At 46.8% G+C, this 16,624-nt stretch carries 13 protein-coding genes; 11 read left to right on the top strand and 2 right to left on the bottom strand.

Going from position 1 to position 16,624, the window contains the following annotated elements:
* Positions 1-7: 7 nt before the first annotated feature.
* The 11 genes from Q4A89_RS06620 (at position 8) to Q4A89_RS06570 (ending at position 13,945) form a co-directional block, all read left to right on the top strand.
* Entirely contained in the window at positions 8-1,105 is a 1,098-nt protein-coding gene (locus tag Q4A89_RS06620) for a Nif3-like dinuclear metal center hexameric protein (protein WP_303184448.1), read from the top strand.
* Positions 1,106-1,299: 194 nt separating this feature from the next.
* Positions 1,300-2,097, top strand: a complete 798-nt coding sequence (locus tag Q4A89_RS06615; protein ID WP_303184457.1) for a zinc ribbon domain-containing protein — start codon at positions 1,300-1,302, stop codon at positions 2,095-2,097.
* 78 nt (positions 2,098-2,175) lie between these two features.
* On the top strand, positions 2,176-3,492 hold the full coding sequence (gene tilS / locus Q4A89_RS06610) for a tRNA lysidine(34) synthetase TilS (RefSeq protein WP_303184447.1): 1,317 nt from the start codon (positions 2,176-2,178) through the stop codon (positions 3,490-3,492).
* A 217-nt stretch (positions 3,493-3,709) separates the two neighbouring features.
* Complete coding sequence (rho, locus tag Q4A89_RS06605) at positions 3,710-5,704, top strand: transcription termination factor Rho (RefSeq protein ID WP_303184446.1); 1,995 nt, start codon at positions 3,710-3,712, stop codon at positions 5,702-5,704.
* A 251-nt stretch (positions 5,705-5,955) separates the two neighbouring features.
* The gene (gene ahpC, locus Q4A89_RS06600; protein WP_303184445.1) at positions 5,956-6,522 is read left to right on the top strand and encodes an alkyl hydroperoxide reductase subunit C; all 567 of its coding nucleotides are present in this window, start codon (positions 5,956-5,958) and stop codon (positions 6,520-6,522) included.
* Between the two features lie 289 nt (positions 6,523-6,811).
* Positions 6,812-7,507 carry a hemerythrin domain-containing protein gene (locus Q4A89_RS06595; RefSeq protein ID WP_303184444.1) on the top strand — a complete coding sequence of 232 codons (696 nt, stop codon included), beginning with the start codon at positions 6,812-6,814 and terminating at the stop codon, positions 7,505-7,507.
* Positions 7,504-8,106, top strand: a complete 603-nt coding sequence (locus Q4A89_RS06590) for a response regulator transcription factor (protein WP_303184443.1) — start codon at positions 7,504-7,506, stop codon at positions 8,104-8,106. Before Q4A89_RS06595 ends, Q4A89_RS06590 begins: the two co-directional genes overlap by 4 nt.
* A gap of 128 nt (positions 8,107-8,234) precedes the next feature.
* Complete coding sequence (locus Q4A89_RS06585; RefSeq protein ID WP_303184442.1) at positions 8,235-8,765, top strand: hypothetical protein; 531 nt, start codon at positions 8,235-8,237, stop codon at positions 8,763-8,765.
* Between the two features lie 14 nt (positions 8,766-8,779).
* On the top strand, positions 8,780-11,200 hold the full coding sequence (locus Q4A89_RS06580) for a DUF3160 domain-containing protein (RefSeq protein WP_303184441.1): 2,421 nt from the start codon (positions 8,780-8,782) through the stop codon (positions 11,198-11,200).
* Positions 11,201-11,225: 25 nt separating this feature from the next.
* Positions 11,226-12,215 carry a CapA family protein gene (locus Q4A89_RS06575; protein WP_303184440.1) on the top strand — a complete coding sequence of 330 codons (990 nt, stop codon included), beginning with the start codon at positions 11,226-11,228 and terminating at the stop codon, positions 12,213-12,215.
* A gap of 53 nt (positions 12,216-12,268) precedes the next feature.
* Positions 12,269-13,945 carry a putative transporter gene (locus Q4A89_RS06570; RefSeq protein ID WP_303184439.1) on the top strand — a complete coding sequence of 559 codons (1,677 nt, stop codon included), beginning with the start codon at positions 12,269-12,271 and terminating at the stop codon, positions 13,943-13,945.
* A 134-nt stretch (positions 13,946-14,079) separates the two neighbouring features.
* Here the strand turns inward: Q4A89_RS06570 and Q4A89_RS06565 are convergent, their stop codons facing one another.
* Both Q4A89_RS06565 and Q4A89_RS06560 read right to left on the bottom strand, forming a co-directional pair.
* Positions 14,080-15,639: an Omp28-related outer membrane protein gene (locus Q4A89_RS06565; protein ID WP_303184438.1), complete on the bottom strand. Its 1,560-nt coding sequence runs from the start codon at positions 15,637-15,639 to the stop codon at positions 14,080-14,082.
* A 247-nt stretch (positions 15,640-15,886) separates the two neighbouring features.
* The gene (locus tag Q4A89_RS06560; protein WP_303184437.1) at positions 15,887-16,318 is read right to left on the bottom strand and encodes an META domain-containing protein; all 432 of its coding nucleotides are present in this window, start codon (positions 16,316-16,318) and stop codon (positions 15,887-15,889) included.
* Between the last annotated feature and the right edge of the window lie 306 nt (positions 16,319-16,624).

Genomic DNA, 16,624 nt, shown 5'->3' with positions numbered 1-16,624 from the left:
TATACGCATGTTACGTATCAGAGACATCTTGCACGAAATCGAACGCCACGCGCCGCTGTGGTTGCAGGAATCGTTCGACAATTCAGGCGTTCAGGTGGGCGATGTCGATCAGCCGGCACAAGGTGCGCTTCTCTGTCTGGATGTAACCGAAGCAGTGATCGACGAAGCGATCGAACGCGGATGCAATCTGATCATTGCGCATCATCCGATCGCCTTTAAGCCTTTCAAGTCGCTGACGGGGGCGAATTATGTGCAGCGTTGCATCATGAAAGCCTGCAAAAACGATCTTGTGATCTACGCTGCGCATACGAATCTGGACAATGCGACAAACGGAGTCAGTTTCAAGCTGGCCGAATACCTCGGTTTGCACGACGTTCGCATCCTCAGCCCGCAACAAGGCGTCCTGCTGAAGCTGGCTACTTTCGTGCCCGAAGCTCAAGCCGAGGCTGTACGCGCGGCGCTCTTCGAGGCCGGAGCAGGCCATATCGGCGCTTACGACGCATGCAGCTTCAACATCCGGGGCGAGGGGAGTTTCCGTGCTTCGGAAGGATGTCAGCCATTCGTCGGAAATGTCGGTACACTCCATCGCGAACCGGAAATCCGCATCGAAACCATCCTGCCCAAGCATCTGAAAAGCGCAGTGCTGCGCGCGCTGCTCGCCGCTCATCCTTACGAAGAACCGGCTTTCGACTTCTATCCGCTCGAAAACGCATGGAATCAAGCCGGATCGGGCGTCGTGGGCACATTGCTCGAAGAAGCGGACGAACGCGTGTTTTTGCGACGCATCAAAGAGACGCTCCGTCTCGACTCGCTGCGTCACTCCTGTCTTACCGGGAAAAAAATCCGGAAGGTGGCGCTCTGCGGAGGAAGCGGCGCTTTTCTTATTCCCGAAGCGATCGCCGCCGGAGCCGATGTCTTTATCACCGGCGAGGCGAAATACAACGATTTTTTTGACGTGGAAGACCGCATCCTGCTGGCTGTCATCGGACACTACGAAAGCGAGATATGCACAAAACATATCTTTCATGACATCATATCAAAAAAATTTCCTACCTTTGCCGTGCAATTTTCGACAATAAATTCAAATCCGGTAAATTATATATAGAGCACATGGCGACAAAGAAAGAAGAAACGGTAAAAAAGAAAGAAACAACGGCTAAAAAAGAACCTGCCAAAAAGAAGGCAACAACTCAAAAGTCGGTGGTAGCTGCAAAAGAAAAAGAAAAGACAGTAAAAAAGAAATCCGCTCCGGAAGTGAAAGAAGCGGAAGCGCAACCCGTCGTTGCTCAGGCCGAAGAAATACAAGACGAAACCCCGACTCTCGTCGTAGAAAATAATACCCAGAACGAGGAGGAGAAAGAGTATACGGTAGAAGAACGGTTATGTTCGCTCTATCAGATGCAAACCATTATGACGGAGATCGACAAGATCAAGACTCTCCGTGGTGAATTGCCGCTCGAAGTGCAGGATTTGGAAGACGAAATTGCCGGACTCGAAACACGGCTTCAAAACTACCAAACCGATATCGAGAAGAATAAGACGAACGTGATCGCTCAGAAGAATAAAATTTCCGAGTCGAAAGAACTGATGGAAAAATATAAGTCGCAATTGGATAATGTACGTAACAACCGAGAATTTGATAATCTCTCGAAAGAAATAGAGTATCAAGGGTTGGAGGTAGAATTTGCAGAGAAAAAAATCAGGGAGCTGAATGCAGCAGTCGACGTCAAGAAGCAGGAGGTTAAGCAATGTAAAGAAGTACTCGAAGGGCGGAAAGGCGATTTGGATATGAAGAAGAGCGAGTTGGACGAGATCATCTCCGAAACGCGTCAGGAAGAAGAGAAGCTCCGTAACAGAGCCAAGAAACTGGAAGAAACGATCGAATCCCGTCTGATGATGGCTTTCAGACGCATTCGCAAAGGAGCACGCAACGGGTTGGCCGTGGTCGGTATCGAGCGCGATGCGTGTGGAGGTTGCTTCAATAAGATTCCGCCTCAGAAACAAATGGATATTAAGCTGCGCAAAAAAATCATCGTTTGTGAATATTGCGGCCGTATTATGATCGATCCGGCGTTGGCCGAAGAGAATAAACTTTAATTTTTTTTTATTTAGAAATCGTTTTTAGCAGGGGTATCGGCATGTTTGTCCATATCCCTGCTTTTTTATTTTCCTACTATGCTCCGAGCCATTCGCAAATACATCGAACAGTATGATCTGCTTCAACCTGCTGCTCCCGTCATCGTGGGACTTAGCGGAGGAGCGGACTCCGTCGCCCTGATTCACGTGTTGAACCGGCTGAACTACCGATGTGTCGCCGCTCATTGTAACTTTCATCTGCGCGGAGCGGAAGCCGACCGCGACGAAACATTTGCCCGACAAATAGCCGAATCGCTGCAAATTCCGTTCGAAAAGAAAGATTTCGACACCGTCGGATATGCTGAATCACACGGAGTGTCCATCGAGATGGCCGCACGAGAATTGCGCTACCAATGGTTTGAAATGCTCCGCACGGCTTACCATGCTCAGGCCATCGCGGTTGCTCATCATCAGGACGACAGCATCGAAACCGTACTCATGAACCTGATCCGGGGAACCGGTATCGGCGGACTGCATGGTATCCGACCGAAAAATGGGTTTATCGTCCGGCCGCTGATGGCCGTCAACCGCTCCCGGATCGAAGCATGGCTGGAAGAGGAAAAGCTCACGTTTCGGCAAGATAGCACGAACTTCTCCGACGCATATACCCGTAACGTTATTCGTCGGCAGCTTCTTCCGCTGATGGAGAAAATCAACCCGTCCGTGCGGGAGGCAGTCCTCCGAACAAGCAAACATTTGTCCGATATCGAACTCATTTATCGGTCAACCATCGAAAAAGAACGAGCCCGCTTGCTTGACGATCAAGAACGTATCTCTATCAGCGCCCTGTTGGAGTCGGCAGCCCCCCAAACTGTCCTTTACGAACTGATTAAGCCTTACGGTTTCACTCGGATATTGAGCGAAACGGTTTTCAATAGCCTTCAGGGCGAATCAGGCAGGACGTTTTCTGCTCCCGATGCGGGTTATCACATACTAAAAGACAGAAACCATCTGATCTTGTACAGAACACACGAAAGAGACAATACAATATATCCGGTCGAAGTCGAGGGCATTCTCGGTACGCCCATCAACCTCCGTACCGAAGTATGCGCCATCGATTCTTCCTTTATTATCAATAAACATCCTCATGTAGCCACTTTCGACCGCGATAAGTTAACCCTCCCGTTGACTTTACGCACGTGGCGGCCGGGCGATTCGTTCGTACCCTTCGGGATGAACGGGCGTCAAAAACTGAGCGACTACTTTTCTGATCATAAATTCAACCGCCTGCGAAAAGAACAGACGTGGCTGCTTTGTTCGGGTGAAGAGATTGTATGGATTGTCGGCGAACGTACGGATCATCGTTATCGCGTCGAAACCGCCACTAAAAATGTGCTGATTGCAACTGTTTTTTGAGAGAAAAATTTGTTGTTCGTAAAAAAATACCTACATTTGCGCCGTCTTCATACGATATATTGAATAATGTAATATATCGGGGTAAAGACAAACAATCCAGACTACATAAATTTTGACTGATTATTAACAAAAGCAAAGAAGGTATCGAAGGCTTTCGTGCGTCATAGGCTTATCAACCTTCCGGAATGCCGATACCTATTTGCTCTATTTACATCATATGCAAAAATACAATATTCTTGAACTCACGGAAAAAGAACTTCCCGAATTGCAGCAGATCGCAAGCGATCTGGGAATTAAAAAGATGAAATCTCTCGAAAAGCAGGATTTGATCTACAAGATTCTTGACGAGCAGGCTGTTTCATTAGCCGGTATCCAGATGGAAAAAGAAAAAGAGAAAGAAGCTCGCAAATCGGAACAAAAAGCCAAGCGGGCCGCAGCACGTAAAAGTCAGACAGCCGATAAAGCAGCTGCTAAAACGACTGCCAAGAAACCTGCGGAGACCGGAGAAGAAGTGAAACCTCGCAGACCGGGACGACCGCCTAAAAATCCCGTTGCAGAAGCCTCACCTGTTCGTGAGAACGATGAAAAGAACACGGTCGAAAAGCCTCGAAGACCAGGGCGTCCGCCTAAAAAAGCAACTCAGGAACCGGTAGAAGAGAAATTGCAGGCTCCGAACGAAACGTCACAAACCGTACTGCCGTCCTCAGTCATAGCGTCTCTTCCGGACACTTTACCTTCTGCCGAAACAGTGAATGAACCCGTAACGGTACCGGCAGAAACAGTGACTCACACTACTTCTGCCCATGCCGATGCCGTATCCGAAACGGTTACCCAGCCAGCCGAAACGGAAAATAAAGAAAAAACAGAACCGCAGCCCGGAGAAGGCCCCAAGCGACTGATTTTTAAACATGCGAGCGATACACCTTCAGTGCTCGATCAGGTGTTACCGATGCAGCCGCCTGCTCCGCAGCGCGAAAAGCAACCGAACGAGGTGAAGAACAGGCCACAAAACAATAATAGACCGCAAAACAACAATCCGAATCAACGCAATACTCCGGCCAATAATGTGCCGGTGTACGATTTCGATGGAATCCTGACAGGAACGGGAGTATTGGAAATCATTCAGGACGGATACGGATTTTTGCGCTCGTCGGATTATAATTATCTGACTTCGCCGGACGATATATATGTGTCGCAATCCCAAATCAAATTGTTTGGACTGAAAACGGGAGACATCGTGGAAGGGCCTATCCGTCCGCCGAGAGAAGGCGAAAAATATTTCCCTCTGGTGAAAGTCGACAAAATCAACGGACGCTCACCCGAAGAAGTGCGTGATCGCGTACCTTTCGATCATTTGACTCCGTTGTTCCCGGACGAGAAATTTATGCTGACTGCCCGTCGGTCGCCGAAAGTGTTTGATCATATTGCGGTACGTGTGGTCGATTTATTCTCGCCGATCGGAAAGGGACAGCGCGGTTTGATCGTCGCCCAGCCGAAAACGGGTAAGACGATGCTCTTGAAAGATATTGCGAATGCGATTGCAGCCAATCACCCCGAAGTATACATGATTATTCTGCTGATCGACGAACGTCCGGAAGAAGTAACCGATATGGCGCGCAGTGTAGACGCCGAAGTGATCGCTTCTACGTTCGACGAACCGGCTGAACGCCATGTAAAAATTGCCGACATCGTATTGAACAAGGCTAAACGAATGGTCGAATGCGGGCATGACGTAGTTATTCTTCTCGACTCTATCACCCGTCTGGCACGTGCGTACAACACGGTTCAGCCGGCTTCCGGAAAAGTACTTTCGGGAGGGGTGGACGCGAATGCGCTGCAAAAACCGAAACGTTTCTTCGGCGCAGCCCGTAACATCGAAAACGGCGGAAGCCTCACGATTCTGGCTACGGCATTGACCGAGACAGGCTCGAAGATGGACGATGTGATTTTCGAAGAATTTAAAGGTACGGGTAACATGGAGTTGCAGTTAGACCGGAAACTTTCGAATAAACGGGTATATCCGGCTGTCGATATCATTGCATCGAGCACGCGCCGCGACGATTTGTTGCAGGACGATAGTACCATCAACCGTATGTGGGTATTGCGTAAATACTTGTCGGACATGAATTCGATCGAAGCGATGGAGTTTGTAAAGAAACAAATGGAAAATACGTTCGATAATATGGAGTTTCTAGCTTCGATGAACGGATAAACGATTATCCGGTCAAATAAAAAGCTGGGCTGTCCGAAGGTCAAATACCCAACGGATAGCCCGCTTTGTTTTGAATACGCGCTCAAGCAGCATGATCAATTTAGGAGATAAAAGGATTCTTTGAATGAGTGAAAGGGAGATACCGAAAAATACGTTCGAACGGAAGTTGCACGAGAGAAGAAAAAGGCTTACCTTTGCCTCGAAGTTGTAATGATTTCAATTTAGTATCACATAAAAAAACAGATTAAATTATGGAACCGATTATTAATTCGCAAATTCCTGAATTTAAAGTTCAGGCATTCCACAATGGAGAGTTTAAAACCGTATCGAACAAGGATCTTGAAGGAAAATGGGCTATTTTCTTCTTCTATCCGGCCGATTTTACATTCGTTTGCCCCACAGAGCTCGTCGATATGGCTGAGCATTACGATAAATTCAAAGCGATGGGGGTAGAGATTTATTCCGTGAGCACCGATACGCACTTCGTTCATAAAGCATGGCACGACGCTTCGGAGAGCATTCGCCAAATCAAGTATCCGATGCTTGCCGACCCGACAGGATTGCTTTCGCGCGCTTTCGGTGTGATGATCGAAGAGTCCGGTGTTGCTTATCGCGGAACGTTTGTAGTAAATCCCGAAGGCAAGGTGAAAGTCGCTGAGATTCACGATAACGGTATCGGACGTAATGCCGACGAATTGCTTCGTAAAGTTGAAGCAGCTCAATTCGTTGCTGAAAACGACGGCGAAGTATGCCCGGCAAAATGGAAAAAAGGGGCATCTACCCTCAAACCCAGCATAGACTTGGTTGGTAAGATTTAAACTGTATATTTGCCGGTGTGCTCTCTAAACGTCTACGGAAAAGACAGGAGAGAGCTTAAGCCTTCGAGATACATTTTTCCTTATTTTTGAAGAGGCGACCTGTGAAAAATTATCAGATCGCCTCTTTCTCGTTTGGCTTATTTCCTATCAATAAAAATCCCTTATAGGCCTTGTTCATAATATCCCTTATTTTGGTGATTTTATGGCACAATATCCCAATAAATAGGGAGAGGAACGATTTGTTTTATCAAAAATCAACTACCTTTGTCATCAAAAAAATAAAAAATATATGGAGAAATTACTCTTCTCGGAAAAAATGAAATTGGCCGACCTCATTTCGGTTAATCATAATCTTATTCTTATGTTGCCGCGTTTCGGCATACCCCTCGGATTCGGAGATAAGAGCGTAAAAGAAATATGCCGGATGAACAATGTGCCGGCGGATTTCTTTTTGCTCGTTTGTAATGTTTATGCCTTCGATTCCTATCTTCCTAAACGGGAAAAGATCGAGTCGACCGACATGCGGCTGCTTGTTCCTTACCTTTCGGCTTCGCACCACTATTACATGTACGAACATCTGCCTCATATCGAAAGAAATCTTTTGAAAGTGATTGATGAAGTAAGCCCCAAATACGGCGATGTACTCCAACGATTCTTTACCGATTACAAAAACGAAGTCGAAGAACATTTCAAATACGAAGAACAGACGGTCTTTCCGCATATTGAGATGCTCTTGTCGGGTGAAGTGCATGAATCGTATCATATTCGCGATTTTGCAGAAGCACACAGCAATATAGAAGATAAGTTAAATGACTTGACTCAGATCATTTTTAAATATCTGCCCGGAAATGTTTCACCCAAAGAATCGATTGAGCTGGTGTTCGATATCTTTCAACTTTCAAACGATCTTAATAAACATACCCTGATCGAAGACAAAATTCTCGTACCTTACGTAGAAATGCTCGAAAGAAAAAAGAAGAAATGAGCCGCAAAGAAAAAATACTGATTGTCGAACCCGCAGCTATCGTAACCGAAGGACTTACGCGGATACTCAAAGAATTTTCCGAATTCGAAGTACTTCCTCCTCTCGAGGACATCGACGACTTCAGGGAACGTCTGGTCGCTGCCCGTCCTGATGTGTTGCTGATTAATCCTACCATACTTCCGTATTCCAAAAGACCTGTTGTTCCCGCTCTCCTGCAGGATTATCCCCAGATGACAATCGTCGCGCTCGTCTACCAATATATCGACAGTGCTGTTCTGCACTCATTTCATGGCATCCTCGAAATCCGGGAAGCACGCGAACGTATTGCCGATATCCTTACCGAAGCCCAAGCCTCTGCATCTACACATAAACTCCCGATGGATGCAACGAGTTACGAGCTTACGAAACGTGAAACGGATGTTTTGGTGCTCGTTGCCAAAGGATTAATGAGTAAAGAAATCGCAGATCGGCTCCATATCTCCGTACACACGGTGATCTCTCATCGTAAAAACATCACTCGTAAAACAAACATTAAATCCGTAGCCGGACTTGCGATGTACGCCCTGATGAATAACCTCGTCGAAGAAGATACGATCTGATTCTTGGTGTACTTTCCGTAAACCCGGAGAGAATAAGATTTGCTGAACGTTTTTTGTTTTTTCTTTTCATTTGCTTGCAAATAAGACGACTTTCATGTATGTTTGCATTCAAAACATAAGCGCAAACCATGAATAAGTTTTTTGTGCTTTTACTTAAACTCTTGGGCATCCTGCTCCTGACCGCTTGTCGAAGCAATCATTCTTCTGCTGGACGGTATGAACTCTTATGCTTTTCGGATTCTCTTTACTACCTCACCTATGTCACCGATTCTACCGCCGACCGCTGGAAGCTTCCTTATCCGGTCTATCGCTTCGAAACCGGCGACATTGATGGCGATGGGAGCCAAAATGCACTCGTCGGTGTTATCAAAACGACACGCTTTGATCCGAAGATGCATCGCCGCCTATTCATTTTCAAAACTTTTCGGGGCCATGTGCGCCCGCTTTGGTTAGGATCGCGTCTGGGACAGCCGCTCGAAGATTTCCGCTTCGTTACGACTGCCGACGAACCTCGTATCCGAAGTATGGAATGCGAACAAAGCGGAAATTATCTGATTGCCGAATACCGCTGGCGATCGTTCGGCCTCGAATTCGTCACCTACCGCGGACGTGAACTTAGCCGTAACGAAGCGCTTGCTTTCCTTCATCGAAACGAATAAATACACCTTTAAATATGAATAGAACAATGAAACAGTCTCTCTTTTTTACCATCCTGCTGTTACTGCTTACTATCGGCAGTTGCAAGCAAACAAAAACAGCCGATTCCGCAGGCCATGACAGTCTCCGGACGAAGCTTGAACGTAACCGGATCGATCTGGACGTACTTAACAAGCCGATCGATTTGAATATGGATGTCTCCGCCTTGCCCCTTTACGAAGTACGCATCTATCGTCATGCCCTCGCAGCCCGCAAAGGCTATTGGTTTATGGAATCCGATCTGAATGCGGCTTTTCAGGCAACCGACTGGTATCAGTCTCTCGTCGAAAAAGTGACCGAAGAAGGCGAAACGCTTCTGACCGAACTGCAATTTACTCCCGAAGAGCAGGCTTTTATTGATCGCCTGACACAACGAGAGGAAGAGCTGAAGAAGAACAACTTCACGACTGCCGAAGGCTATCGTGTCAACATCTGTAATCTCGTCAATCCGTTCCAGTTGGAAACGTTCGACGACGATATGCAGGAAGCACTCGGACGTAACGGCTTCGTCATCGTACCCCAAAAGCATCTCCAACACTTCCACGTTTACGAGAACAATGATTATCGCGACTTTCCCAGCTTCGTTACGACCGACATGTACATGCAGCTTTTCCACATGTATTTCAGCTATCTCTTGCGCGATCTGGAAGAGCAGAAATTGATCCCGATGTTGACCGATTTCAGCCGTAAAATGCACGCTTTGATGAAACAGAAAGCGGAAACGGAAACCGATCCGGCCGTAAAAGGCCTTGCGGCATACAACACGGCATATTATGCTATCGGACATGCTTTGCTTACGGGTACGGCAACCCTTTCGGCGCCGGACAGCTATCGTGAAGCCGTAGCGCAGGAGATCGCGAAAGTGAAAGCGACTAACGATGACTACTCAGACTATCTCGGCTATACGAATATTGAGTTCCCTTACAGCCTCTTTCGTCCGCGCGGACATTATACCCGTACAGAGCCGCTGAAGCATTATTTTGCTGCCATGATGTGGTTTCAGACGGCTCCTGCCTGTCTCGATGTTGATGTCGAGTTTCGTCGTGTGATCTTGCAGGCCGGCATGCTGAACGAACATGCCGAAGAAGCTCGTCTTTACCGGGCCATGATGGAACCGATCGAGTTTATCATCGGAGAGCCCGACAATGTGTCGGTGCGTCAACTGGCCGAACAGATCAAAAAAGGAAAATATGACTTCAACCGGTTATTGACCGACGATGACATACTCCGTAAATTCCGTAAAGAAATCAAAACGTTGGCTGATGCCCAGAATCGTATCAGACCGAAGGAAGAAAATACGTGTCCCGATAAAATTAATTTGATGCCGCAGCGGTATCTGGCCGATAATGAGATCTTACAGGAACTGGTCGATGTTTTGGATAACAATCCGACGAAGCGCGGCTGTCCGAAAGGGTTGGATGTGTTTGCCGCTTTCGGTTGCGAGCCCGCCGAACATATCTTGCTGAACGAACTGAAGGAAGGTGAAAAGTGGGATCAATATGAACCACGGCTCTTAGCGATGAAGACGAAGATGAAATCGACCGATTGGAACCGGACGATGTATAACAAATGGATCGAAAGTCTGGTGACGCTGAATCAACGTGACGACCGTTACCCATATTTTATGCAGACTCCGCAGTGGGATAAGAAGAATCTGAATGCGGCATTAGCTTCGTGGGCAGAGTTAAAGCACGATGCAATCTTGTACGGTGAGCAACCGATGGCAGCCGAGTGTGGGGGAGGAGGATTGCCTGAGCCTTATACGGTAGGATACGTAGAGCCCAACGTGGCGTATTGGAAAAAAGTCATCGAACTGCTTGATCTTACAACCGATGTGCTGAAACGGAACGATATGGTAACCGAAAAGACCCGGCGTATCAGCGAGTCGATGCGCGAGAACGCCGAGTTTCTGCTGCGTGCCAGTGAGAAAGAATTTGCCGGAAAACCGCTGACAGAAGAGGAGTTTCGCCAGATTGCCGTCATCGGCAGTACCTTCGAATGGCTTACGCTCGACTTGGTGAAACAGGAAAATGAGTATCTGCAAAGTTGGGACGATGTAAAAGGCCCCGATAAATCGGTTGCCGTCGTAGCTGATGTATATACTGCCAACGCATCGAACAACTCGAATAAAAGTATTCTTTATGAAGCAACAGGCTATGTGAACGACCTCTATGTGGTTGTTGAAATCAACGGATACCTCTATCTCACGCGCGGATCGGTATTCAGCTATCATGAGTTTAACCGTCCGATCAACGAGCAGCGGATGACCGACGAGGAGTGGCAGAAGAAACTGGAAACGATGCCACGCTACGGCGTGCCCGAGTGGATGCAGGAGCTGATGCTTCCCGGCACTCCTCCTGTCGACAACGAAACAGTGCTTTACAGTTCAGGCTGTTAAGATGCGTCGGCCGATCGGAATAATCATGGCATGGTCTCTGCTGTTTTCGGCAGGGGCCATGCTGCTTTCATGCCGTCCGTCAACCACCCGGTTACCCGATGCATCACCTGTTATTCAGGAAACTCACAGTTCTGACGATACGCTCCGACTTGCTTTTGTTGGTGATCTGTTACTCGACCGCGGCGTGCGTAAAGTCATTGAGCGGAAAGGGATCGATGCTCTTTTTTCATCCGGTGTCGACTCGGTCTTTCGGAGCTGCGACATTGTCGTGGCGAACCTTGAATGTCCTGCCACAAGGATTCATGCCCCCATTCATAAACGTTTTATTTTTCGTGCCGATCCGGAGTGGCTGCCGGCACTGCGTCGCCACGGCATCACGCATTTGAATATGGCTAATAACCACGTGATGGATCAAGGCCGCGAGGGATTGACGGATACGAAACGTAACATTGAGCAGGCGGGGATGATCCCCCTTGGTGCCGGCAACAACAGTAACGAGGCTTGTGGTCCGTATCTGCTGGCCGACCATCCTTGTCCGGTGTACCTCTATACCTCGCTGCAAGTTATGTCTGAGAACTGGCCTTATCTGCCCGACCGTCCTTGCGTATGCGAGCACACGGTCGATACGCTTGCTGCGCGTGTGCGAACTTTGCGTACGGAACAACCCGAAGCTTTTGTGATCGTTATGCTCCATTGGGGAGCCGAACATCGTACCACACCTGCCACCCTGCAACGCGTACACGCACGCAGACTGATCGATGCCGGGGCCGACTGCCTGATCGGACATCATACGCATACGGCACAACCTATTGAATATTATAAAGAAAAACCGATTTGTTACGGTATCGGCAATTTTATCTTTGATCAGGCGGCATATATAAACCGTCGTGCGCTGCTGATTCGCCTCGATATTGGGCGTAGTCACGTTGCTTTTGCCGCTCATCCGTTATTCATAGAGCGTTGCAGGAGTTCTCTTGCCGGCGACGCAGAAGAGTGGGAGAGGAGGTACCCATAACTGAAAAAAAAGTGTACCTTTGTGGTCAAATTTTTTAACAAACAAGATTGTTTATGGAATGGCTGAATGAATTGTTGTGGGGCGAGGGAATCGCCCACTCCGTGATGTTGTTATCAATTGTTATCGTTGGCGGAATTTTATTGGGTAAAATCAAGATTGGCGGTATCTCGCTGGGCATTACGTTCGTGTTGTTCGTCGGCATTTTTCTGGGACATTTCGGTTTCTCCGTACATCCGGAGATATTGCATTTCTTTAAGGAGTTCGGGTTGATTCTCTTTGTTTATTCCGTCGGAATGCAAGTGGGGCCGGGCTTTTTTTCTTCGTTCAAGAAAGGTGGTGTGACACTTAATATGCTGGCAGCAGGTGTGGTGTTTTTAGGGGTGACGACGACCTTAATCATACATTACATAACGGGCATTCCGATGGAGACCATGGTCGGAATCCTTTCCGGTGCGGTGACGAACACGCCCGGACTCGGTGCGGCGCAACAAGCCTATTCCGATATACACGGCGAACCGGCGCCTACTATTGCGCTTGGCTATGCCGTAGCTTATCCGTTAGGGGTTGTGGGAATTATCCTTGCCATTTTGTGTATCCGTTTTCTTTTCAGGATTGACTTGGGAAGAGAATCAGAACGTTTAAAAGCAGAAGATAATAAGCATGAAAATGAGGCGTCTCCTGTTTCGTTACTCGTGAAGAATCCGGCGATTTTCGGAAAAACGGTCGGCGAGTTGTCGGCACTTGTGGGAGACCGGGAGTTTGTGCTTTCGCGTATCTGGTACAGTAATAGTCAACAGATAGAAATTGTTTCGGCCGATACGGTATTGAATGAAAATGACAAAGTACTTGCTATCACTACCGAGAATGATGCCGAGACGATCAAGACGTTTATTGGCGAAGAGATTCAGATGGATCGTAAGGAATGGGTCAGCCTCGAAAGTCAGCTCATCAATCGCCGGATTTTGGTTACGAAGTCGGATGTAAATGGCAAGCAACTCGGAGAATTGAAGCTGCGCAAGTCGTATGGTATCAATATCACACGAATCAGTCGTGCCGGGGTCGATCTCGTGGCGACGCCTCATTTGGTGTTGCAAGTGGGTGACCGCGTGAATGTCGTCGGCACGGAAGCTTCCGTTGCAGCCGTTGAGAAAGTGTTGGGCAACTCGATGAAGCGGCTGAACGAACCGAATCTGATTTCGATTTTTCTGGGAATCGCGATCGGAGTTTTTCTGGGAAGCATTCCGATTACTTTCCCCGGTATTCCCCAGCCGGTAAAACTCGGTCTGGCCGGTGGGCCGCTGATTGTCGCTATTCTGGTGAGTCGTTTCGGGTATAAATATAAGCTGGTAACTTACACTACAACCAGTGCCAACCTGATGCTGCGCGAAATCGGTATCACCATCTTTTTAGCTTGTGTTGGCATCGGAGCCGGAAAAGGTTTTGTGGATACGATCATCAACGGCGGGGGACTTTTGTGGATTGGGTACGGTTTCATCATAACTGTCTTGCCCTTGATGATAATCGGCACGATCGGGTGGTATTTCTACAAAGTGAATTATTTTACGTTGATGGGACTGCTTGCGGGAAGCACGACCGACCCACCCGCACTTGCCTATTCGAACGCAACGGCCGGTAACGATGCTCCGGCAGTAGGGTATGCGACGGTCTATCCGTTGACTATGTTTCTCCGTGTACTCACGGCACAACTAATGATTCTGTTCTTCGCCTGACGAAAAATTAAGGTTGATCCTACAAAAACCGGCAACCTCGCATTCTCTTTGCAGGGTTGCCGGTTTCGTTTTTTTAAGCCTTAGCGGATGACGATATCTCTATACTTGTTTTTCATCCATCAGCAATTTTTCGATTATTTACTGTATGTATAATCTACTGCGCCGTTTACCGGACACGACGTAACATTGTCGATACAATACACTCCGTTGATGGCTCTCAGCGTATATGCTACAATCCGACAATTGTTCAGGTTGACGGACCGTTTCAGTTTGATGGGTTTCGTATCGATCGTAAATGTACGGGAAGCTTTTCTACCTGTTTTGATTTCTCCCAGATCAACCCCCGTTCTTGGGTCGTCATCCGATAGTTTATATGTGGCCACGTGATTATGTATATAGTTAAGGTCTACTTCCTCATGGGTGATCATTTGACCATGTACGATTCCGTCTTCTACGACAAACGCATAGAAACGGTAGTGATCGGTTTTGTTTGTCAGAATATTCGCTGTGAACTGAATCGTGCCATCTGTCACTTTCGATTCTATCGCGATACCGGTTTGTGAGGGGCAGAAAACACTCATGTAGTTCATCGCTTCGATTAGTTTCTTGGGGGTAGTTGTTCGGTAGACATTTACTTTGCGATTAAGATCGACTAATGAAGACGGCCAGGAGGGGCAAAGCATATCGGCCGTTTTGCCGAGTACGCCATAGAGTGCTTCGTAATTGACACAGGTATTCTGTACGTGCAGTACAATGGGGATAACCTGGTTCGGCCGTTGTTGCCTTACATCGTTGATCGCTCGCGTCATGATAGGACATGTGTTACAAGCTGCCGATGCAAATTGCATAATGCAAAACTGTTTTTTAAAGGACAGCGGTATATAGGTGGCTTCAAGAGAAGCCTCACCCGATTTTACATTGTCGTAAACGGCGTAGAATGTGTACGTGTCAGGTTCAGTTGTTTTAAACGTTTTTCCCTCGTATGCTGTGTCCGGCGATCCTTTTTGCGTGATCACAGCTTTTCCGGTTACCTCTTTTCCGTCTGCCATAACTGTAAAAGTCGCCTCTTCCGCACCATTCGCTTTGATTTCGCTTTTGTTCAATGTCAATGTAACGACTTCCGTTGCTGATTGGATTGTTATTTTTTCCGATTGTTCTCCATCGTATGTTGCGTAAAAAGTATACGTTCCGGACTTTTCAGTCGAGAAGCTCTGGCTTTCCAGCTTCGTTTCGTCCTCTCCTTTTAATGTGATAACTGCCGAGGAGGTTACGTCCTCATCGTCGGCTTTCACGGTGAACCGAATCATGTCCGTGCCGTTCGGCTTGAGGCTCGCCTTATCGGCTGTCAGTTTGATGACAACCTGTGTGGCTGTGACGGTGATCTCGTTCGACTTTTGGCCTTCATACATTGCGTAGAAAGAATAAGTACCGGTTTTCGATGTGGCAAAGTTAAACTTCTTCAGCCCTTCAGAAGGAGTAGACGAGGAAGGTACGATAGTCACACCTGCAGCTGTTTCTTTGCCATCGACTTTGATGGTGAAAGTCAACGAATCTTTGCCGTTGGCTTTGATGCTTGTTTTGTTAGCCGATAAGGTTACCGATACCGGGACGTTTTCTTTCTTATCAGAGCACCCGAAGATGCTTAAAACGAACAGAATGCCTAATGTAAGGCTGAATGATTTATAATTTTTCATTGTTGATGTTTATGTTTAAAATACGGTGCAAAAGTACAGATTTATTATTTGAACAAAATGTAAAAAAAGTTTCGTTTTCGGAATGGTTTTTCTTTATAAATTGCTTATTAGCTTGGATTTGTGTTTTTGCCTGATATCGTGAATTGCCTATTAAGAAATTAAGAGTTCATTGTCTGTCGTTGGCAACGTCAATCGAAATATTGAAGCGGCGGCGTTCATATTCATTTAATGAAGAAAAAAGGTCGCCTTATGGGGCGGCCTTTTCGAGTGTCAACATGTTTTTACCTTCTTTATCGGCAAGATGCAAGTGTGTTTCCGTTTTGCCGTGTTTCACTTGTGTTACGTTTTCCAAAGCCCTCAGAATCTTATCTTCCGTTTCCAAATCGGGACAAGCCATCATCGTTACGCGTGGGACGGAGAACGACAGAGTAGCCGGTTTTTCTTCATTCAGATCCGTTTCTGTATTTATTAAGTTGCAACCTGCATTTCCGTGCAGACGTAGCGTGTTGTCTTCTTTCACGAATTCGAAGAAAGCCTTATCTGATTTTACAGGCTCTCCGCTTACTTCTACAATGTTCCATCGACCTATCAACTCTTCGGCTGTTGCGCGCTTCCCGCTGTTGCAGGCAGTCATTGCGGCGATGCATGCCACCGCCAGCATTCCATTCATTTTTTTCATTATTATATTTTTATCAATTACACGATCATAAGACGCAAAAAGAAGGCATAATGTTCTGTTAAATATATTTTTTTAGCAAATATTAATAATTTAATATCTGTAGAATTTTCTGTTTGTGTGTTTTTATTTTATTATTTACCAGGTTTTTTATTGGAATTAAATTGGCGGATGAAGAAAATAACCTATGATTGAACAAATCGTGTATTCTATCTGTTCCTTTCATGTGAATATATTTTTAATATGAATTTGTACATTAGTGTCCCATTAAAATTGGAACGAATTAAAAATTAAATAAACTTGGCCCAT

The sequence above is a fragment of the Tannerella sp. genome (assembly GCF_030528505.1).
Taxonomy (GTDB): domain Bacteria; phylum Bacteroidota; class Bacteroidia; order Bacteroidales; family Tannerellaceae; genus Tannerella.
This window is presented reverse-complemented; position numbering and strand designations above follow the sequence as displayed.

Excerpts from the sequence above, each read along its gene's own strand:
- Q4A89_RS06620 (WP_303184448.1), top strand. The coding sequence starts at position 8 with ATGTTACGTATCAGAGACATCTTGCACGAAATCGAACGCCACGCGCCG.
- tilS (WP_303184447.1), top strand. The coding sequence starts at position 2,176 with ATGCTCCGAGCCATTCGCAAATACATCGAACAGTATGATCTGCTTCAA.
- rho (WP_303184446.1), top strand. The coding sequence starts at position 3,710 with ATGCAAAAATACAATATTCTTGAACTCACGGAAAAAGAACTTCCCGAA.
- ahpC (WP_303184445.1), top strand. The coding sequence starts at position 5,956 with ATGGAACCGATTATTAATTCGCAAATTCCTGAATTTAAAGTTCAGGCA.
- Q4A89_RS06595 (WP_303184444.1), top strand. The coding sequence starts at position 6,812 with ATGGAGAAATTACTCTTCTCGGAAAAAATGAAATTGGCCGACCTCATT.
- Q4A89_RS06590 (WP_303184443.1), top strand. The coding sequence starts at position 7,504 with ATGAGCCGCAAAGAAAAAATACTGATTGTCGAACCCGCAGCTATCGTA.
- Q4A89_RS06585 (WP_303184442.1), top strand. The coding sequence starts at position 8,235 with ATGAATAAGTTTTTTGTGCTTTTACTTAAACTCTTGGGCATCCTGCTC.
- Q4A89_RS06580 (WP_303184441.1), top strand. The coding sequence starts at position 8,780 with ATGAATAGAACAATGAAACAGTCTCTCTTTTTTACCATCCTGCTGTTA.
- Q4A89_RS06575 (WP_303184440.1), top strand. The coding sequence starts at position 11,226 with ATGGCATGGTCTCTGCTGTTTTCGGCAGGGGCCATGCTGCTTTCATGC.
- Q4A89_RS06570 (WP_303184439.1), top strand. The coding sequence starts at position 12,269 with ATGGAATGGCTGAATGAATTGTTGTGGGGCGAGGGAATCGCCCACTCC.
- Q4A89_RS06565 (WP_303184438.1), bottom strand. The coding sequence starts at position 15,639 with ATGAAAAATTATAAATCATTCAGCCTTACATTAGGCATTCTGTTCGTT.
- Q4A89_RS06560 (WP_303184437.1), bottom strand. The coding sequence starts at position 16,318 with ATGAAAAAAATGAATGGAATGCTGGCGGTGGCATGCATCGCCGCAATG.